This window comes from Salinivibrio sp. VYel1, from assembly GCF_009377945.1.
GTDB classification, from domain to species: Bacteria; Pseudomonadota; Gammaproteobacteria; order Enterobacterales; family Vibrionaceae; genus Salinivibrio; species Salinivibrio siamensis.
This window is the reverse complement of the sequence record NZ_RSAM01000004.1, coordinates 154043-174380: the sequence shown is the minus strand read 5'-3', so window position 1 is coordinate 174380 and position 20338 is coordinate 154043. Positions and strand designations below refer to the sequence as shown.

General features: G+C 50.1%; 18 protein-coding genes and 1 riboswitch. Of the genes, 6 read left to right on the top strand and 12 right to left on the bottom strand.

Annotation, left to right across the window (positions count from 1 at the left end):
* Positions 1 to 44: 44 nt before the first annotated feature.
* Positions 45 to 1250, bottom strand: coding sequence for a purine nucleoside transporter PunC (gene punC, locus EHW58_RS05780; RefSeq protein ID WP_152795273.1), 1206 nt, complete (start codon positions 1248 to 1250; stop codon positions 45 to 47).
* A 106-nt stretch (positions 1251 to 1356) separates the two neighbouring features.
* Here punC and punR point away from each other — a divergent pair, with 106 nt between their 5' ends.
* Positions 1357 to 2256 (top strand): DNA-binding transcriptional activator PunR, encoded by a 900-nt coding sequence (gene punR, locus EHW58_RS05775; protein ID WP_152795271.1) that lies wholly within the window; start codon positions 1357 to 1359, stop codon positions 2254 to 2256.
* Between the two features lies 1 nt (position 2257).
* Here punR and EHW58_RS05770 read toward each other — a convergent pair whose 3' ends face one another.
* From EHW58_RS05770 to EHW58_RS05725, 10 genes are all read right to left on the bottom strand, one after another.
* The gene (locus EHW58_RS05770) at positions 2258 to 2884 is read right to left on the bottom strand and encodes a CDP-alcohol phosphatidyltransferase family protein (RefSeq protein ID WP_152795269.1); all 627 of its coding nucleotides are present in this window, start codon (positions 2882 to 2884) and stop codon (positions 2258 to 2260) included.
* On the bottom strand, positions 2877 to 3548 hold the full coding sequence (locus EHW58_RS05765) for an ATP-binding cassette domain-containing protein (protein WP_152795266.1): 672 nt from the start codon (positions 3546 to 3548) through the stop codon (positions 2877 to 2879). Before EHW58_RS05765 ends, EHW58_RS05770 begins: the two co-directional genes overlap by 8 nt.
* On the bottom strand, positions 3508 to 5217 hold the full coding sequence (locus EHW58_RS05760) for an ABC transporter permease (RefSeq protein WP_227486465.1): 1710 nt from the start codon (positions 5215 to 5217) through the stop codon (positions 3508 to 3510). The genes EHW58_RS05765 and EHW58_RS05760 overlap by 41 nt, the downstream gene beginning before the upstream one ends.
* 12 nt (positions 5218 to 5229) lie before the next feature.
* Positions 5230 to 6384, bottom strand: coding sequence for an ABC transporter substrate-binding protein (locus EHW58_RS05755; RefSeq protein ID WP_152795264.1), 1155 nt, complete (start codon positions 6382 to 6384; stop codon positions 5230 to 5232).
* Between the two features lie 12 nt (positions 6385 to 6396).
* On the bottom strand, positions 6397 to 8532 hold the full coding sequence (lpdA, locus tag EHW58_RS05750) for a dihydrolipoyl dehydrogenase (protein WP_152795262.1): 2136 nt from the start codon (positions 8530 to 8532) through the stop codon (positions 6397 to 6399).
* A gap of 282 nt (positions 8533 to 8814) precedes the next feature.
* The gene (locus tag EHW58_RS05745; protein ID WP_152795261.1) at positions 8815 to 9408 is read right to left on the bottom strand and encodes a TfoX/Sxy family DNA transformation protein; all 594 of its coding nucleotides are present in this window, start codon (positions 9406 to 9408) and stop codon (positions 8815 to 8817) included.
* A 146-nt stretch (positions 9409 to 9554) separates the two neighbouring features.
* Positions 9555 to 9657, bottom strand: a riboswitch (cyclic di-GMP riboswitch).
* A 177-nt stretch (positions 9658 to 9834) separates the two neighbouring features.
* On the bottom strand, positions 9835 to 10839 hold the full coding sequence (locus tag EHW58_RS05740) for a substrate-binding domain-containing protein (RefSeq protein WP_152795259.1): 1005 nt from the start codon (positions 10837 to 10839) through the stop codon (positions 9835 to 9837).
* Positions 10840 to 11132: 293 nt separating this feature from the next.
* On the bottom strand, positions 11133 to 11909 hold the full coding sequence (locus tag EHW58_RS05735; RefSeq protein WP_152795257.1) for a heme ABC transporter ATP-binding protein: 777 nt from the start codon (positions 11907 to 11909) through the stop codon (positions 11133 to 11135).
* Positions 11909 to 12943, bottom strand: a complete 1035-nt coding sequence (locus EHW58_RS05730) for an iron ABC transporter permease (RefSeq protein WP_077666310.1) — start codon at positions 12941 to 12943, stop codon at positions 11909 to 11911. Before EHW58_RS05730 ends, EHW58_RS05735 begins: the two co-directional genes overlap by 1 nt.
* Positions 12943 to 13785, bottom strand: coding sequence for a hemin ABC transporter substrate-binding protein (locus EHW58_RS05725; protein ID WP_152795255.1), 843 nt, complete (start codon positions 13783 to 13785; stop codon positions 12943 to 12945). The genes EHW58_RS05730 and EHW58_RS05725 overlap by 1 nt, the downstream gene beginning before the upstream one ends.
* 200 nt (positions 13786 to 13985) lie before the next feature.
* On the opposite strand from EHW58_RS05725, the gene EHW58_RS05720 reads away from it, so the two are divergent.
* From EHW58_RS05720 to EHW58_RS05700, 5 genes are all read left to right on the top strand, one after another.
* Entirely contained in the window at positions 13986 to 16022 is a 2037-nt protein-coding gene (locus EHW58_RS05720; RefSeq protein ID WP_152795253.1) for a TonB-dependent hemoglobin/transferrin/lactoferrin family receptor, read from the top strand.
* A gap of 76 nt (positions 16023 to 16098) precedes the next feature.
* On the top strand, positions 16099 to 16632 hold the full coding sequence (gene hutX, locus EHW58_RS05715) for a heme utilization cystosolic carrier protein HutX (protein WP_152795251.1): 534 nt from the start codon (positions 16099 to 16101) through the stop codon (positions 16630 to 16632).
* Between the two features lie 2 nt (positions 16633 to 16634).
* Positions 16635 to 17204: a heme utilization protein HutZ gene (gene hutZ, locus EHW58_RS05710; protein ID WP_046073302.1), complete on the top strand. Its 570-nt coding sequence runs from the start codon at positions 16635 to 16637 to the stop codon at positions 17202 to 17204.
* 137 nt (positions 17205 to 17341) lie between these two features.
* On the top strand, positions 17342 to 17812 hold the full coding sequence (locus EHW58_RS05705; protein ID WP_046073301.1) for a DUF2947 domain-containing protein: 471 nt from the start codon (positions 17342 to 17344) through the stop codon (positions 17810 to 17812).
* A gap of 145 nt (positions 17813 to 17957) precedes the next feature.
* Complete coding sequence (locus EHW58_RS05700; protein WP_046073300.1) at positions 17958 to 18401, top strand: hypothetical protein; 444 nt, start codon at positions 17958 to 17960, stop codon at positions 18399 to 18401.
* 91 nt (positions 18402 to 18492) lie between these two features.
* Here EHW58_RS05700 and panP read toward each other — a convergent pair whose 3' ends face one another.
* Positions 18493 to 20139: a pyridoxal-dependent aspartate 1-decarboxylase PanP gene (gene panP, locus EHW58_RS05695; RefSeq protein ID WP_152795249.1), complete on the bottom strand. Its 1647-nt coding sequence runs from the start codon at positions 20137 to 20139 to the stop codon at positions 18493 to 18495.
* Positions 20140 to 20338: the final 199 nt, after the last annotated feature.

Below are 20338 nucleotides of genomic sequence, written 5' to 3'. Positions count from 1 at the left end.
AGGCGTCTGGAAAGACGCCTTTTTAGTCTCTAAACCCCGTTGCCTTACGCGGCTGCTAGCGTTTGCGCTTGACGGTTTGCATGCCAGACCAAGCCAAAGCCAATAATCACCACCGCACAGGTTGACAGCATCACCGTGGTGACGGCGATCAAGCCGGAGGCTGCAAACGCAGACACCACCGCGCTCGCCACGAAGCAGACCATCATTTGTAAGAAGTTCAACAGCCCCGCAGCGGTCGCGCTACAGGATTTGAAATCTTCCAAGGCGCGATTGACGACCAGTGGATAGATGGCACCGTTCGCCGCCGCGAGGAAACAGAACGGACCTAAAATTACCCAGATGTTGGTAACATCGGTACGCCAGCTGATCAAAAAGATAACCACGACACTGATAACAAACAGCTTAAGCAGCCAAGGCAAGATACTGTGATCTTTAAGCTTGTTGAGGGCATGGCGACAGGCGTAGCCACCGACGACAAAAGCAATGGTTTGTGGAATATAGCTCAGACCAATATCCGCTTCGGTATAACCCATGGCGGACATCACGAACGGTGATCCTGTCAGGTAAGCAAAAAATGCCGCGGAACAACCCGCGAAAATGAGCATATTACCGATGAATTTTTTTGATTTAAAAACTTGTTGGTAGTCACTTTTAAGTTTATCAATAATTTTAGTGTCTTGTACTGGCTTAGCTAAGCTTTCTTTTTCACGTAGAGTAAGTGCAACGAAAACAAGTCCTAGTGCAAATAAAACCACAAAAATACTGCGCCAATCAAAATGCTGGAGTAAGTAGGCACCTAATAATGGTGCTAGAGCTGGAGATAAGGCAACTAATGGCATGATAGTGGCGAACACTTTCTGACCCAGTTTACCCTCATAGCGATCAATGACCACCGCTTGCCAAATCACAATCGCGCTACATGCGCCCAATGCTTGAACAAGACGTGCACCGAGTAGCAGATAAATATTACTTGCGAAAAGGCATACGACAGTCGCGACAATATAAAGAAGCAAGCCGATCAATAGCGCAGGCTTACGGCCAACGCGGTCGGACAGCGGACCATAAACCAGTTGACCGCAAGCCATACCAAGCAAAAATATACTTAAGGTCAACCCAATATTTGCGGACGATGTAGCAAAATCGACTTGCATGGCTTCAAAAGCAGGCAGATACATATCAGTGGCTAAAAAGCCCAGCATACTTAGCCCTGCTAGCCAGAACAGAGTGATAAACGGCACTTGTTTGTTCATTTTTTATCTCTTGATGTAAAGAATAGTGTAACAAGCAGTTTATGACTAACAATCTATGCTGTGAAACGCTATGATTTGAACATTGCTTTCAAAAAAATTGATTTGAATGTTTTCTTACCAAGATTTTCAAGTGATTGACGTGGTCGCACGGCGAGGAAGCTTTTCCGCGGCGGCCGACGAGTTGCACAAAGTGCCGAGTGCGGTGAGCTACACGGTGCGCCAGATTGAAGACAAACTGGCGGTTACCCTGTTTGAGCGGCTTCATCGTCAGGTTCGGTTGACGGCGGCGGGGGAGTTTTTTGTCTCTCAATCGCGTGAGATGATTAAGAACATGGAAACTATTCGCCAGCAAACACAACGTGTGGCCAATGGTTGGACACAAAGTGTCGCCTTAGCGCTGGATAACGTCGTGCGCGAAGATAGCGTCAATACGCTGGTGCGGGATTTCTACGATGCGTTTCCTGATGTCGAGTTGTTGCTAACCATGGAAGTATTTAACGGCGTATGGGATGCGTTGGCGGATGATAGAGCCGATATTGCGATTGGTGCCACGGCTGCCGTGCCAGTGAGCGGCGCGTTTCGCTATCGGGAAATGGGCACCCTGCGTTGGCGGTTTGTGGTGAGCCCCTCGCATCCACTCGTCCAGTGTGCCCAGCCACTGGCTAATGATCAGCTCGCGCCGTATTCGGCTATCTGTTTGGAAGACACTTCGCGCCGTTTACCGCGCCGTACCACTTGGCTATTGGATAATCAGCGCCGCCTCACGGTACCGAATTGGCACAGTGCCATGCAATGTTTTAAGGCAGGGTTAGGCATTGGTGTGATGCCTTCACACATGGCAGAAGATGCGATTGCGAGAGGAGAGCTGGTGGAGCTTGCGCTTGAAGAGCCGCTATTAAGCAGTCCGTGCTGCATTGCATGGCGCTCGGATAAAGAATCACCACCGGTGCGCTGGCTGCTCGATTACTTAGGCGATAAAGAGCAGCTGCAGCACCAGTGGCTATAAGCTAGGAGGAGGGCGTATCGAGCGTACGCAACGTTTGGTACCCCGCCCAGACTCGTGTTGCTGCCGTAATTAAACAGGCTGCGCCAAAGATGCCGGCAATCCACGCCATGTATGTTGGGAAAAGGCACATTAACACAAAACTCGCGATGGTCTCCGTTCCTTCGGTGATCCCGCCGATGTAATACATCGACTTATTGGCGTAAACCGGGTTATCAATCTGGTGTTTGCCGGCCATAATTGCAAACGCTAAAAAACTTGCGCCAGTCCCCATAAAGCAAAACAGCAAAAAACTGGCGGCGATGGCGTTATTGGCCGGATCGGCTAGCGCAAAGCCAAAAGGAATGGCCGCGTAGAAGATAAAATCGAGGGTAATATCTAAAAAGCCCCCCGCGTCCGTGAGCCCTTGCTCGCGGGCGAGCGCACCATCAAGGCCATCAAAAAGTCGGTTGATGATAATAAACACAAGCGCCAGCCAATACATTTGTAGCGCGAGAGCGGGCACGGCCAGCAAGCCAATCAAAAAGCCTGAGAGCGTGACGGTATCGGGTTTTACCCTCCATTTTGTGAGCTGCACCGCTGCCTGCTTCAATGGCCAGCGGATTATCGCGATGGCGTAACGATCAAGCATTCTGCATCTCCTCGTGCGGTGCGGGGTCAGTCGGGCGAGCCGGCCAATTTAAACAGCGGCTCTGATCCGCAATATCCTCGGCATCATGCGTCACAATCAACGCAGGAATGTTGCGCTGCGCGATTTGCTCAAACACAAAGGCCCGAAAATCCCGTCGCAGCGGCTTATCCAGCTTACTAAAGGGTTCATCAAGCAAGATGGTATCGGGCGCGGCGAGTAATGCACGCAACACACTGATTCGCGCACGCTGTCCGCCCGAAAGCTGGCTGGGGGCATAATCCGCAAACTCCGCTAAATTGACAGACCCTAATGTTGCGATGGCCTGATCACGTTTTTGCGCTTTGCTCATCGATGAAGGCAGGGCAAAGGCTAAGTTTTGCCAGACGTTGAGATGCGGAAAGAGCAAATCATCTTGAAACAGAATCCCAATACGGCGCTGTTCCGGCGGTAAGTGATCAAAGGGCTTACCATTTAACGTCAGCTGACCGCTGTAATGCATGGGCGGTTGGATGTGCCCCGCCAATACACTCAGCAAACTCGATTTTCCGCAGCCACTGGGCCCCATCACGGTGAGTATTTCTCCCGGAGCGACCGAAAATGACAGCTCACGCACCAAACATTGATCAGGCGCGTTTATGGTGAGTTGGTTGACACACAGTGTCATGGTGTTGAGCTCCTGAATAAGTTGGTGTTGATTTAGGTAAAAGGCGACGTTCAGCGATGCGGCTCAGCACAGTGGCTAAGGCGAAAACGACAAGTGGAAGCATCGCTTGCATCAGCCCATACAGGCCACTGATACGGCGATCAAGGCCGCTCGATAAGCTAACCGCCTCTGTGGTCAGGGTATTAATGCGTCCCGCGCCCAGCAATTGTGTGGGGAGGTATTGCGCTAAGCTAACGCTTGCCCCGACCGCCCACGCCAAGATAATGGCGGGCAAAAGGAGTGGCACTTTCACCCGCCACCATGCAAGCGTGGCGCTAAGACCGAGGCTTCTGGCGGTTTGCATAAGACGCATATCAAATTGCTGCCACGGTCCATCGAGTGCGAGGTACACATAAGGAAACGCGAAAAAAATGTGAGCCCAAAGGGTTGCCGGCACGTGCCACTGGCCGGGAAGGCTATACACCGCCACCTGAATACCGAACAAGATAGAGAGTTGAGGAACCAATAACGGAATGGCGATGATCGCTCTCGGCACTGAGCGTTGCTGATTGACTGACCGTTCCAGACATCCGATGGCAAATAGCAAGGCGACACTGGCGCTGACCACCGCCAGAACAATACTGTTCCCCGCCAATGACCACACATAGCTAAGCTCTTGCTCCCAAAACCGTAAGCTATATCGGCTGGGTAGCCAATCGGGAAATGACCAGCGCAGCGCGAATGACCACATCAGCAACACAGGCATAATTGCAAGGGGAGTGATAAACACCGGCCACCAGAGTGATTTGCCGGGTAACCATGCGTGGCGGCGCCCCGTGTATTGCCAGCGATTGAGACATTGGCAACCAAGCCACGCCAAAAAGCGAAATAGCAATAAAGCCAAGCCACACAGAGCAAACAACAGCAAGGCACCGGCTGAGGCTCTAGGCAATAGCGCTAAATCAGGGTCATTAAACCACTGCCATACCAATACCGCATAGGTGGGCGGCGTATTCGGCCCAAGGATCATCGCCACATCAACCACTGAAAGGCTATAGGCGATGACGGCAAAAATCGGGAAACGCATTTTGGCCAGCCAAAGCGGAAGAATGACTTTTAACCAAGTTGCGGTGCGGTTATACCCGAGGCTGGTTGATACCATCGTCAGTCTAGACACATCAATTTGACGCAGCACCGATAGACTCATCAATAGTAAAAACGGGGTTTCTTTTAGCGTCAGCGCCAAGGTGAGCCCAATAACATAAGGGTCTTGTACCAGCGCCCAAGTCACGGGTTGATCGCCGAGAAGGGGACTTAACAGGCGAAACAGCCAACCCGACGGGGATAGCAGCAAAACCAGACCAATCGCAAACGCGACGTGTGGTAATGCCAATAGCGCAGGCAAGCGTGCACTGATCTTTTGCCAAATAGGCGTGTGCCAAGTAGCCTGTAAAATCATAAAGCTAAGTGCCACCGCGAGCAGGCTACTGCCTAACCCCGAGATGAGCGTTAGCTGAATAGATTGTGATAGCCCCGGCCATGCCATGACAGCTTGCCAGCCGCTAAAGTTAGCCTCCGTCAGCCCTAGTGTGGGTAAGAATGCAAAGGCGGTCGCGAATAAGCCGCCCACCCCTGGCAACAAGGGTAGGCAGCACACCGTTAGGGTAATGGCAAACAGCAAACGTGCCATATCAACCTCTTTCTATTGGCCGTAGCGTTTCAGCCAAGCGCGCTCAAGCGCGGTTTGCCAGCTTGGGTGTGGCTCGGGTTGGGTGTTAAAGCGGCTGACTTCGGCGGTGTCAGGCAGCTTCACCACGGGTGGATCGCCCCATACTTGGGTATCGGCTTTGCGCAGCTGTGCCTTTTCGCTCATTAAGAAGTTGATGGCGACCATGGCGCCGGCTTTGGCATTAGCGTTGTATGGAATCGCCATAAAGTGAATGTTAGACAGGGCGCCTTGGTCAAAGGCAAACGCACGCGCTGATGGGGCAAGTTTTCCAGAGGCCACCGCCGCTTTTGCTGCATTGGGGTTAAACGCTATCGCGACGAGAAGCTCACCATCGTCCAACAATTGGATAGTTTCAGCACTACCCGATGGGAACTGCGCGCCTTCGCGCCAAGCGACTTGATGCAGTTGGTCGAGATAGCGCCACAATGGTGCGGTCACGGCGTCAAAATCCACCTCATCAACCGGCAAGTAAAGCGCCTCGCGGCTGTCCGTGAGCTCGAGTAACGCCGCTTTCAGAAAACTGGTGCCGTGGAACTCAGGGGGTTTGGGATAGCTGATACGGCCAGGGAATGCTTTAGCTAGATCTAGCAGCTCGGCAAATGATCGAGGCGGATTAGCCAAGGTTTTCTGATCATGGATAAACACCAGCTGTCCCACCCCCCAGGGTGCTTCGAGGCCGTCTGTAGGCTCAGTGAAGTCTTCTTCAACCGGTAAGCTTTTATCGACAATTTCCCAATTGGGAAGCGTGCTGACAAAAGGGCCGTACAGCAAATCATTTTCCTTCATCGATTTGAAGTTTTCGCCGTTAATCCAAACCATATCGACACTGCCGCCGCTATCCTTACCGGCGGTCTTTTCGGCAAGCAGGCGATTGACGGTTTCAGCGATATCCGCCACTTTGACATGTTTAAGTGTGACACCGTAATCGCGTTGTAACTCGCGGCTTGCCCAGCGCAGGTAAGCATTGATCTCTTGATTGCCGCCCCATGCGTTAAAGTAAACAGTTTGACCTTTGGCTTGTTGCTCAATTCTTTCCCAACTGTTGTTTTCCGCGCTTGCAGAGGCAGTAAAACTGGCAGTACTCGCAATTGCCAATGTTAACGCCGCTATCCAGTGTTTCATTGTCATCTTCCTTTTCAATTAGTGACGCATCCAACGATGATATTTTTCGACCCAGTTAAGCAGCTTCTCGGGTGCATGGGCTTGTTTCCACATCCCAGCGGTATACTTCACCGCTTCACTCATGGTCGGATACGGATGGACGGTGCCCAAAATTTTATTTAGTCCTAACCCATGCCGCATGGCGAGAGTAAATTCTGCGAGCAAGTCGCCCGCATGCTCGCCAACAATAGTCACACCCAGAATGGTATCTTTTCCTTTCGGTGTCAGCACCTTAATAAAACCGTGATCATTGCCATCAGCAATCGCGCGATCCAGATCATCAATGCCGTAATAGGTCACTTCCACTTCTTGCTGATTGGCTTTGGCTTCTTTTTCATTGATACCTACGCGCGCGACTTCTGGCGAGGTGTAAGTCGCCGCCGGCATCACTGAATAATCGGCTCGGAAGCGTTTGAATTGACCGAATAGTGCATTCACGGCGGCATACCACGCTTGGTGGGCACTGGCGTGGGTGAGCTGAAACGGCCCCGCTACGTCACCCACCGCATAAATATTGGGATAGGCGGTTTGCAGATACTCGTTGACTTGAATTGTGCCACGATCGGTTACGGGAATATCGAGCTTTTCGAGACCAAAGCCTTTGGTGTTGGCACTGCGCCCTAACGCGACCAGCACCGCATCAAATGCGACGGTTTTCTCACCGTCAGGGCCATCGAGTAAGGCGATTTGCTCATTATCACTGTGTTCAAATGCTTTGACTTTGTGCTGTGTTAAAACCGTGACACCGTCATGCTCTAACGCCTGCTCAACCAGTTTGGCGGCATCTTTATCCTCACGGCTGAGAAGTTGGTCAGCCATTTCTGCGAGCGTCACTTGGCTGCCTAAGCACGAAAAACTTTGCGCCAATTCCGCGCCAATGGGACCACCGCCTAAAACCAACAACCGTGATGGCAGCTCAGTCAGAGACCAAATCGTATCTGAGGTGTAATGCGTGACCTCTGCCAAACCAGGAATGGGGGGTAGCATGGGGCGTGCGCCTGTGGCAATCACGATGTTGCGAGTGGTCAGTCGCTCGCCGTTCACCTCAACTTCCCATGGCGAAACGATGTGCGCTTCGCCTTGCACACACTCCACGCCGAGTTTGGTGTAACGCTCGACCGAATCGTGAGGCTCAATGTGGGTAATCACTTGTTTAACCCGTGCCATCACGGCCGAAAAATCAACAGCTGGCGTTTGGGTATGAATGCCAAACGTTTTGGCCTTGCCAATTTCTCGCATGGTTTTTGCCGCGCGTATTAGCGCTTTTGAGGGAACACATCCGGTGTTTAGGCAGTCACCTCCCATCGAACCTTTTTCAACCAGTGTGACTTTTGCTTTTACCACTGCAGCGATATAACTCGATACCAAGCCGCCTGCACCGGCACCGATCACCACCATATTGCGGTCAAACTGTTGAGGTTTGTTCCAACCTTGATAGCGTTTACGACGCGTGATCCAAGCCATGACCCACTTTGCCAGTAGTGGGAAGACACCCAGTAATGCGAGTGAACCAAGCACTGAAGGTGACACTACATCGCCGAGTGCATCGATTTGGGCCAGTTGGGTCCCTGCATTCACGTATACGGCGGTACCCGGCAACATACCGAGCTGACTGACCCAATAGAAGTTGCGGGTTTTGAATGGGGTTAGCCCCATCACGAGGTTAATCAGAAAAAACGGGAAAATAGGGATCAGGCGGAGGGTCAACAAATAGAAGCTGCCGTCTTTCTCAATGCCACGATTAATGGTATCGAGCTTATTGCCAAATTTGGCTTGGACCCAGTCGCGTAACATAAAGCGACTCACCAAGAAGGCGAGGGTGGCGCCAATCGAGCTAGCAAATGAGACCAACACCAATGCCCACCAAAAGCCAAAGAGTGCCGCGCCCAATAGACTGGCTACCGCCGCTCCCGGCAACGACAGGGCGGTCATCACCACATAGCCGGCGAAAAACACCAAGCTCGCGGTGGTCGCGTTTTCGATAATGTAATCGTTCAATGCCGCTTGTTGCGCCTTGGCGTTTTCAAGTGTCAGCCACTGGCTGAGATCAAAACTAAACCAGAGGGTAATAAGTGCAGCAATCGCAAAGCCAAGTAAGATCTTTTTTATTGGCATACGGTATCTCGTCAGGTAGCAAATAGGGTCCAGTTATAACATTAGGTGCTGTAGATTAATTAACTGGCTGATTTTTCTGTTGCATTAAGAAACTGTGCTCTTAATCGTACCTAGAATCAGACCTGATCGATCGCAGGAGACTTTCACATGGAGTGTAAAAAAAGTGTGGTTGACGCTTTTTTGAGCGAAAAGAGAGAAGCGACACCGCCCTAAGGCGGTGTTGGACGCGAACATTGCTCACAGAAAAAGTAGAGTCAGAGTAGAGAGTGTTATTGTGAGGTGTTATTTCTCTAGATGTTGTAATAACTCTTGGCGGCGTTGGGGTGGGACAACTGACCAGTGTTTGCCAGTAATCGCGCCCTCTAGTGACCATAATAGCTCCAAGCTTAGGTCTTTATCATGCGCAGAGACGAGTGCTTTGTAGGCGTTGACTGCTCCCTGTTGATGAAGGGATTCAGGCGAGTCGATCCCTGCCTTTTTCAGCATTCTTTCGGTGGCGAGTCGAAGGTTTGGGAGATCTTTCAAGCGCGACGGACTGGTTTCGGTTTTTAGCGAACGATCGCGAATGGCAACATCGAGTGCACTTTTAGCTTCACTGATGAGTTTTTGTTGATTGTCCCACCAAGCATCAGGAATGGCAAAGTACTTGGTGACCACCGGGAAACCACGTTTCTTGTATACATAGGGAGCGAGGCCCTGTTGTTTGAGTAAAGCTTCGTTTTCTTTGCCGGCGCGTAGGTGAAGGGTGTTATTGACGACAAGGGCGAACATGGTGTCTTCACAAAATAAGCCAAATCCGCCGAACATGGATCGGGATTTGATATTGCCAAAATCGGCAAATAAACGCATCGCGTCTTTTAAAGCTGGTTTATCCATTAATAACAATCTCGATGAATGCAAATGCCTAAAAAATAGTACCGTAGTGTAACAAGGCAAACAGGCAGAATTATCAGCGAGTTATCAAAATCTCAACGATGATACATCGTAAGTTTTGACGCTATCTTCAGCTTTATAACAATGATGCTGGCAACCCCGCTACCGTAACTAACTGATTGAATTTTATCAGCGTCCATAGGCCGGTGGCTTTGCGTCCCATGCTTTCGCCATGGTTTGCCTTGTTCAAACAGGGATAAGCATATAATAATTAGACAGTGATGTCGCCCTCACCAACCACACAAAGTGTGATTTTGGTTCAAAAAGTTTGTAATTGACAAGTTAGAGTAAAGGTTCTTTTTGGCTCAAGAGAGGGGAAGAAGCCACCATGCCCAATGACATGGCAGCTTAAAAAGTTATTATAAAACACTAATTTATCGTTTTTACAGATTCCCGACTAATGAGCTCGAGATCCATTTCAAATACTTGCTGTTGCGTATCATTATCGTTAATGCGTGCAAGCAAGAGTTTAACAGCGGTTTTACCGAGTCGCCGCTTAGGTTGGTGGACGGTCGTCAGTGGTGGTGAGTAATACTCGGTCAGATCAATATTGTCATAACCAATCACAGAAATATCTTCAGGTACTTGCAACCCCGCTTGGTTAAAGGTGCTAATTGCGGCGAGCGCCATAATATCGTTGAAGCAAAACACGCCCGTGGGACGATGAGTCATATCAATGAACTGTTGCGCAGCGATTTTGGCCTGATCTGCCTCGAAATCAGCCTCTACGATCCAGTCAGGGTTCGCTGTTATATTGGCTTCATCCAGTGCACGGTAAAATCCTGCTAGTCGTTGTTTACAGGTATTTTTATCCATTTGACCGGAAATACAGCCTATTTGGGTATGGCCATTGTCAATAAAGTGTTTGGTTGCCAGGTATCCGCCTAACTCGGCATTGTCTTCGATGCGATCGGTGTTGATATGATGACTCCCCCAATCCATTACCACCATCGGGAGATCGCGTTTCTTCTCTAACAGCAGCATGAGATCTTCATTGAGATCCGAGCACACCACAATCAAACCATCGACACGTTTTTCTGACAACATGCGTAAATAGTCACGCTGTTTTTCTAGGTTACCCTCGGTATTACATAAGATCAGGGTATAACCTTGCTCATAGCAATAATCTTCTACACCGTGAACCAGTTCAGCGAAAAAAGGGTTGGTTGATTTGGTCACCAACATACCAAGCGTGCGCGTCGTGTTACACTTTAAACTACGCGCGACCGCACTTGGCGCATAATTAAGGTCTTCAACGGCTTGCCAAACCTTCTCGGTTGTTTTCTCTGCGACAAAGCGGGTCTTATTGATAACGTGTGAAACCGTGGTGGTTGAAACGCCTGCGAGACGCGCGACATCTTTAATCGTTGCCATCTTAATTCTTCTATATTGTGAAGCCTTGGGATCGTTACTCGCGACCTTACAGAAAAACGCCGCTGTAACGCAGCGGCGTTGTCTTTCACAATCCCGGCTCATCAGAGGGTTGCGAAGGTAACGAATCCGATTTCATCCATTCTCATAGTTAATCGGTTGCGGTCTCAGTTTACTTAGGTTGCTGCTCAGTCGCAATTGGTCTGATGAGCAAGCCATCACCAACAGGTGGTTTTGTGACCCAGCTATGCTCTTGCAGCGTGATCTCATTTTCTTCACAGTCGGCAAAATTGTCATTACGTCACTATCAGTGGGCAAGCATGCGTTGGGTGTGTCATTACTGTCAGTGGGTGTTGATAAATCTCAGTCATCTGGTGGTGCGTAAAGCATTGCCAAGGCGTTCCCGAGAGAACCATTTCGCCTTGTTTCATAAAATAAAGATAATCAGCGTAGCGACTGGCAAGGTTAAGGTCGTGCAGTACGATGATCACTGTCATTCCTTGATCAACCAGTGCTCTGCACCGCATTAGCGTTTGGTGCTGGTGACTAATATCAAGAGCAGACGTCGGCTCATCAAGCATCATCATGGCGCGAGTCGGTTCCGTGTGCGCCAATTGCATGGAAATACGCGCCATATGGACTCGCTGCTTTTCACCGCCTGACAGTGTGGGGTAGGGACGATGTGCAAGATGAGATACATGCCATTGATGTAGCTGCTCTTCGGCTAACGCTCGGATTTGTTTGCGGTTTGCTTTTAATGGTGTGCCGCCCATTTCGACGACGTCTTTAACCGTAAACGCAAAGGTTAACCCGCTGGTTTGCGGCAAAAAGGCAACCTGTCTCGCGAATGTATCACGAGGCCATGTCGCTCTTGACGCTGACCAAAACAATACGTCGCCTTGTTGGTGTTGCTCACTCATCAGCTGTTTGAGCAAGGTACTTTTACCCGCTCCGTTCGGACCGAGTAAGACATGTAACTGTCCACTTTGAAACGCGACATTGATGTCGCGAAGCAGTGGGCGTTGACCAAGGGTGTAATGAAGGTGTTGAACATGAAGCGCCGTACGAGACATTAGTGCACCATCGTTTGTCGTTGCTGAATAAGAAGCCAGATAAAAAAAGGTGCGCCCATCAAAGCGGTAATAATGCCTACGGGCAACTCCGCAGGTGCGACAATCACTCGAGCAATAATATCGGCAAGCGTGAGTAAAAGTGCCCCCAATACTGCAGATAAAGGGATGAGCATACGGTGGTCGGGCCCAACGATCAGGCGGCCAATATGCGGTACTACTAAGCCAATAAACCCAATCAATCCCGCAGCACTAACGGATACGCCCATCCCGGCAGCGGTTGCAATGATCAGCAAACGTTTTAGGCGGTGAATATCTATCCCTAAATACGCGGCTTCGTTTTCACCGAGCAATAAAGCATTCACCTGATGAGCACGACAACAAGCAAACACCGTGAGAGCGACAGCCGCCACCCCAGTTAAAACGATTTGCCCCCAACTGGCACCGGTCAGTGATCCCATAGACCACAATGCGATATCGCGTAGGGTTTGATTGTCTGCCACATAGTTGATCATTCCCAGCGCCGCGCCTGATAGCGCACTGATAGCAATACCGGCCAATAGCATGACGGTAACGGACGTGCCCATCGCGGTGGTGCCGATTCGGTATACAAATAACGTTGCGAAAAGTGCACCAAAAAAAGCAAATAGAGGCACTGATAAGTGAAACGCCATGTTTATACTGCCAAATGACAACAACAACAGCCCCAGTGCACCGCCTAGAGACGCCCCCCCTGAGACACCAATAATCCCAGGATCCGCGAGAGGATTACGAAATAGTCCTTGCATTAATGCACCGGAAACGGCGAGTAAAGCGCCCACAAATAAGCAAAGCAGCGTTCGGGGCAGTCTGACTTGCTGCACGATGGCTAATACATGAGGCTCAAGCTGGTCTTGCCAAGGCGTTAGACTTTGTAGACTGACGAGCCAACCTAACTGCCATTGACCGACTGCAATCGAGGTCACCGATACGGCAAGCAACAAAATGATCAGCGCGGGAAAGAGTCGCTGATAAGGATGCTGTATCTGTAATGGCATCACTGGCTAAGCTCTATTAACTGTGATTGCACACGAAGCGCCTCATCTAAGCTTTTCAGGCTCAAACCGCCAACCAACACACTGCCATCGATCGCGAGGATCTTGTTTTGCTGAAAAGCTTGGGTGTTTTCTAGCAAGGGGACGGCATTGGCAAGTCCTGTCAAGCCACCCAATTGGTCCAAAGAACGTTGCATCACCAAAATAAAATCGGGATTAAAACCGAGCAGCGCCTCGGGTGAGAGGGGTTTATAGCTGGTAACCGTATTGGCAGCCGGATTCGTCGCGCCGATAAGCTCAATGAGCGTATTGGGTGTCGTGCTCGCGCCGGCAATACTCGCGGGACGACCTTGGTGAACAAGTAAGAAAACCCCTTGCTGTGTCGACGCTGGGGCGCGACGTTTCAGTTGCGTGAGTTTTCCATCGACCGCACGAAGCAGAGGCGCCGCTTTACTTTGCTTGTCTGTGAGGTTGGCAACTTGGGTTATGCGCTGTTTCAGTGCCGCCACCGTCGGTGCACTGGGTAGCGCAACCACCTTAACCCCGGCATTGTTGAGCTTTGTTAATACAGGTTTGGGGCCCATTTCCTCAGAGCCTAACAAAAGCGTGGGTGACAAGGAGAGTACCCCCTCCACTGATAGCTGACGGTGATAACCGATATTGGGGACATCTTTATTATTAAGCTGGCTCGTGGCGTCAATCCCCACAATTTGTGTTTCTGCCCCCAGATCAATCAGTAGGTCAGTAACACTTGCCCCCGCACTCACTATGCGTGGCGATGCGTGAATTGAAAATGAAACGAGTGTCATCATGAGGGCAATCAGTCGAACAGCAGCGGTTGCCATGCTTTATCCTTATTTTTCAGTGTCAGTAGTGTCGAGTGGTTTATATGTTGGTTAGGTCGCCACACCGTGCGACATGAACTCAGACAATATATTACCCAATACAAACAAGATCAATTATCGTTTGCATTCCTGTTCTCGATCAATAGAATCACTTTCAAATGATGATAAGTCGCATTTGCAGTAAGGCATAGAGAACCGTTATGAAAACCAGAAAGGATATTTGGACAGTAAAGCATAGCCACCGTGTCGCCTTGGCAGTCGGGGCCGTGCTGAGTACGATGACTGTTGCGCCTCAGGCCGTCGCTGAGAGCGCGAGTGCCGCCAGCCAGTCTAAAGAGGCTAGCTCTGTAGAGACGCTCTCTGTCTACGGAAGCCGTATGGACACGCAAAAAGCGAATGCTGGCGTGGCGGTGAGTACAGTGTCATTGGAAGAGATAGAGAAACGCCAGGGAAGTAATGTCACGGATTTGATTCGTCATTTACCCAATGTCTCCGTACTCGGAGGAGGGCGTGATGCCGCTCAGTCTGTTAGCATTCGAGGCCTTAGCAGTGACAACGGCCGCGTCATCCAGCTTGTTGATGGTGCCCGTCAGAATTTCTCGGTCGGCCATCGTTCCAGCCTATTCATCGATCCTGAATTGCTCAGTTCAGTCGAAGTGGTCCGTGGCCCTTCCAGTACGCTGTGGGGGTCTGGTGCATTAGGCGGTGTATTCGCACAAAACACCAAATCAGCCAGTGACTTTCTCTCTGGCACAGAAACCTTGGGTGGCTATGTCAAACAAGGCTTCCACAGCAACGACAACGCCTCACGTACAAGCGGTGCGGTGTTTGGTCGCACGGAGACGGTTGATTGGCTAGTACAAAGCTACTATCACGATAGCGACGATAGCCAATTAGGCAATGGCAAGACCTTGTCGTATTCTGCGGATCGAGAAAAAGGCGGGTTTGCTAAACTGGTGTTTACGCCTTCTTTGGATCACCAGTGGTCATTCATCGCGCGTCAAGGTAAACGTGACGCCATGGTTCCCTCTAATCCGACGACAACCTCGTCGCCCCTCGTATATCGCCAAGTCGACGACCAAAGCCTGTCGCTCACGTACAACTATAACCCTAGCCAGTCATGGGTGGATTTAGACACTCGCTTGTATTGGAACGACACCGAGGTCAATGAGCATCGGGTTGATAAAGGTGAGTTTGATAATAATCAGATGCAAACGCTGGGTTTGTCTTTATCGAACCGCTCGACGCTTGAAGCACTCACATTAACCACCGGGCTGGATGCTTATCAAGACAACTTTGAGACAGTACGAGACGCGAGTGGCTCGATGTTTGGTCGCCCAGATGACCAAGACGCCGAAGCACAAAGTGTCGGCTTGTTTTCCCAAGTTGATGTGCCGCTGGGACAAGCATGGCAATGGCAAGCGGGTGTCCGTTTTGATGCTTATGATGCGAAAGATAAGCGACCCGAATCGACCATTGGTAACCATGATAATACGGCGTGGTCGCCTTCAACTGCATTGACTTGGAATGCGACTGAACAGTTAGCACTGACTGCCAGCTATCGCGAAGCATTTCGAGCCCCGAGTTTAGAAGAAATGTATGCCAGTGGTACTCACTACCCCGGAAATCAATTTGTGCCGAATCCCGACTTGAGACCGGAAGAAAGTGCTAACAAAGAGCTAAACATCACCTATACTTTTGCGCCAAGTACGTATGTAGATCAAGGTTATATTGATGCTCGAGTCTTTCGCAATGACGTCGATAATTTTATAAATCAATCGGTTAAAAGGACTAAGGGTACTACGGTGAAGGAGAACCTTCCCGAAGCTAAACTCGAAGGCATCGAGATTAGCTTGCATCACCAACTTGGTGGTTTTACCAATAATCTGAGCTACAGCCAAACCGAAGGCAAGAATAAGCATGATGGCAGCTATCTAGATAATATTCCCGCTCATAAATGGGTTGCGGAAACCGACTACGCGCTGGCGACGTTACCAGTGAGTGTTGGTGGTCGCGTCTCTCATTATGCCGATCAAGACGACACGAATAATGCCAACACCTACGACGGCTATACCCTGTGGGATCTGTATGCAAGTTATAGCCCGAATGGCGCCTGGGATGGGGTGAAGTTTGATCTCGCGATCGATAATTTAACCGATGAACAATACACCCAAGCGTGGGCGCAAACCGCGTCACCCGGGCGTGATATTAAGTTTAATGTTCGGTACCAGTTTTAACCCAAAGATAAAGGGCAGGTGAACGCCTGCCCACTCAGAGACGACACACCACAATAAGAATAGGCTGGAGTGATCAATGACAACCACTTTGAACGAGCAGGTAAACGCACTATTGGCAGATAATGCCTCTATATTGCCTGCTGATATAGCGAAAACCCTAGGCGTGAGTGAAGGCGAGGCAGTACGTGCCATGCCGGCTGAGTATCAAACGTGGGTGGACGGGCAGCATGCTGAAACCGTGCTCATGAAAGTGGCCGAATGGGGTGGCCCAGTCACAGCGATTGTGCATTCCGGTGGCTCAATTTTTGAAGTAAAAGCCCCGTTTCCCAAAGGAAAGATCGCTTATGGCTACTACAACTTAATGGGAAAGCCGGGTGAAATGCATGGCCACCTAAAATTAGAGCGCATGAGCGGCATTGCCTTCGTCAGCAAGCCTTTTCGCGGTAAAACAACCCACTATATCGGCTTTTTCACCGAACAGGGGGATTCAATCTTTAAGATTTACGTGGGAAGAGACGACAAACGTCAGCTTCTTGAACACCAGGTTGAAGCCTTTAATCAACTAAAAACGCAGTTAGCGACCTCAACACCAACAGACCCGGAGCAATAATCATGGATCAAGCGACAAAACAACAACGCCTACAAAACCGCCTTGGCCCAGAAATCGAAGCCTTTCGTGCTAACTGTCGGACTTTGCAGCTAGCAACCGTCGATGCCCAGGGAAAACCCAACGTGAGTTATGCGCCATTTGCACAGTTGGAAGACGGTTTTTATATTTTAATCAGTGAAATTGCTCGTCATGCTCGGAACCTACAACAAAACCCCCAGGTTTCGCTGATGATGATCGAAGACGAAAGCGGGGCAAAACAGATTTATGCGCGCCAGCGCCTTAGTTTTGATGCCAATGCTGAATTAGTGATGCGTGATACCACTGAGTGGCAAACGGGGATTTCGGCGCTGACCCACCGCTTTGGCGATATTATCGACAGCTTAAGCGGGTTAGCTGACTTCCATTTATTCCGTCTAAAGCCGGAAAATGGTCTGTATGTCAAAGGGTTTGGTCAGGCCTTTCAGGTTGGCAGTGATGATTTTGTCGATATGGTACACCTTGACCAAGGTCATCGAAAACTTGGCGACAGCCAAGATGTTCAATCGACCGATGAGATAGCGGTTAACGACTAACCGAGTTTGCTTTCCTCAAACGGCGATGTGTGAAGCATCGCCACTCTTGTGTCGCTTCAGTCCGGGTTTACTTAGTAACAACCCAGTGATGATTATGATAAAGTTGTCGGCATCATAGAGCGTATAACCTGATTAGCATGAATTATCTCCCGTTGTCTGAATATAAAAGAAAGTGGATCTTCACCCACCAGTCTTTGCCTATTCCCGAACAGGATCTCGCTGATATTAAACCCATGGCTGAGGCACGCGCGGCGCAGTTATGGCAAGAATTTATCAGTAAAGACAGCCCAACACCGGATCATTTTGGCAAGCAAGATTGGCCGACGCATCAAAGCGTTTGGACCCAGCGACTGGTTTGGCAACAAGCCTGGGACGACGATGATGATCTTCCCGTAGAGTTTCTCGCTAACTTTCCTTGGGAAGACAATATTACGGTCTATTTTTGCTACGACAAACATAATATTGTCGAAACCCAATGGGGCGTGTTTAAACGGTATTGGAAAAACTTTCTATTCTACGATGATAAGCCTATTTTGCTTGGGCGTCGTCGTAAGGAAGTCGCTATGTTTGAGCAATCAGGCGAAGTGGTGATTGGCAAACGTGACTGACCTCAAGTTATCAGCGGTAGTGCCGTTACCAATGGTAGCCATGCGCTAATGTGACAGCCGGGCGTGGTGACGGTGCGATGCGTCTTGATAAGTGACCAGCCATAGAGAGACGCGTTGTATTCGGTGCACAGTGTAGGAAGAAGTGATGATTAAGATAATGGCCGCAGTGTGCTTGTCGATGTTATTGGTCGGATGCTCACTGCCAAAAATGTCGGACTTATGGCGCAATTACAGCACCATTGGTCTCAATGAAGCACTGCGTGGCGCGCAACAAGATCTTGTCCATTGCCGCTATGACAAAACACTTGATACGGCTCAGCGCTACACCGTGATTGGTACGGCGCGAGAGAAGACACGTGCGTTTGAGCTAATGGGCATTGTCTACAGCGAACAAGAGAACAGTGCAGAGTTTGATCACACGCTGCAGCGGTTTTTGTTTTCAGAACCGGGGCGAACGATGACGGCATCTCAGGTACAGATGCAGTGGCGTCAAGCCCAAATTGATATCGAACATCAACGCGAGGCAGTACTGAGCCAAACACATTGCTTGCAATCAACGACGTCACCAAAAGCAGGGCCGCTGAAGTAGCCCGTTTACTGCGCAGGTCATCATTTTTTAGCGCAATAGGGCAGCCACCACCGTAACGGGGCTGCCTTTTTATTGCTCGAACCGCACCGACTTAGGCTTTGAGAATACTGTCAGCCAGTGTCATCAGGCGTGGGTAGGCAAACTCACTTTCTTTGGCGATTTCACCCTGCTCCGCCAACACTTCTTGCAAAATATCCGTGGTGGTGAGCGGATTGGCCAACACGACACGGAAAACCGTGGTGGTGCGTCGTTGCCATTGTTCTGGGGTGAGGCGCGTGCGTGAGACAAAGGTTCTGCCTGACTCGCGCTGGCGCTTTTGAATGAACTTGGTTAGGTCGTTAAGCAAATCATGCATCAACTCAATTTGCTCCTCACTTGCCACAGCCAGCGCGGTTTGTACTTTTGCGGGCACAAAGCGATAGGTGAGTAGGCACAACTCGGGTTCCGATATCAGCTCAAAATCTGGATCTGTGGTTATCATGTCGGCAAACGTCGCCGCTTTATCAATACTTTGATCGATCAATAACTCATAACCGCGGCGAGAAATGATGTTCATACAAGCAAACACCAACATTGCCATACCACTGCGAGAGCCTTCGAGTGTGTGACTCCCCAGATCTTTTGCTCCTTTACGCAGGATGTACTCCGCATGATGTTCGATCGACGCCACGAGTGACGGATCTTTAAATAACACCATACCAGCCCCCATGGGGACATAAAGCTGTTTGTGCGCATCAATCGTGACAGAATCGGCACGTTCAATCCCAGCCAGTTTGTGGCGCTGATTATTTGACATCAAGGTCGCGCCGCCCCACGCGGCATCAACGTGGAAGTGAATGCCCTCACGTTCCGCAATATCAGCCAGTGCATTGAGAGGATCAATGCTGCCTGTCTCTGTGGTGCCCGCCACCCCCACGATAGCTATCGGTTTAATATTGTCCCGGTTAAGTGTGGCAATGGTCTCTTCGAGTGCATCAATGCAAATACGATTTTGGCTATCTGCAGGAACCGAGATCAGTTGGTCGCGGCCAATGCCGAGTACATCAGCCGCCTTACCCAATGAATAGTGGCCTCGTTCTGACACCAAGATAGCGAGGTCGCGATAGCCATAGTGACGCATCGCGCCAAACAAGCCAGCCTTGTTGATGCCAGGAAACTCTCCGTCAGGTTTGAGCACGTTATTTCGCGCGACCCACAATGCGGTGATATTCGCCACCGTCCCACCTGAGCAGAAGGCCCCTAATGAATGGTTCGCGCTGTGCATCCAACTTTGATAGAAGGCGTCGTCTTGCTGATAAATCAGGTTGTGCAACATGCCAAGCACTTGCCGCTCAAGCGGTGTAAATGCCTTAGATGTTTCAATTTTGACCGTATTTTGGTTGAGGCCAATCATGATTTTAGAGAGCGGCATCAAAAAATAAGGCAGTGCAGAGGTCATGTGGCCGATAAATCGCGGTGAAGCGGTATGTACCGATTGAGCGACGAGCTTATCGAGCAGAAACTGCGTGTGATCAGAGACAAAAGTGGGGTTTTCAGGGATGGCCGGATCGCTAAAATCGCGCTCAATATCAGCGAGCGACCGTTCGGTGGCCGTAATATGGTTTTGTAAAAACCGGTTTAGATTCTGAGAGATCGCTTGCTCAATTTGGCTGAGCGTTGAATCTGGGGCTTCGGGGACAGTAAAAATCCGGTGCAAGGTTTCCGGTGTGGCGTCCGCGGCTTTATTGTGTGTTGCCATGACGTTCTTCTTATATCTGCTTGGCTGTCCAAATAGTGACTCTCTCAAGCGCATTGAGACTAGGGTCACGATCACTGACTGAAATTAGGCCTCAACATAGCAAAAAAAAGCCAGAGCATCAGGCTTTTTTTACTGAAGGATGACAGCTGAAACAGCGCACGCGATAGAGAGTCGATAAAAGAGCCAGCGATTGCTGGCT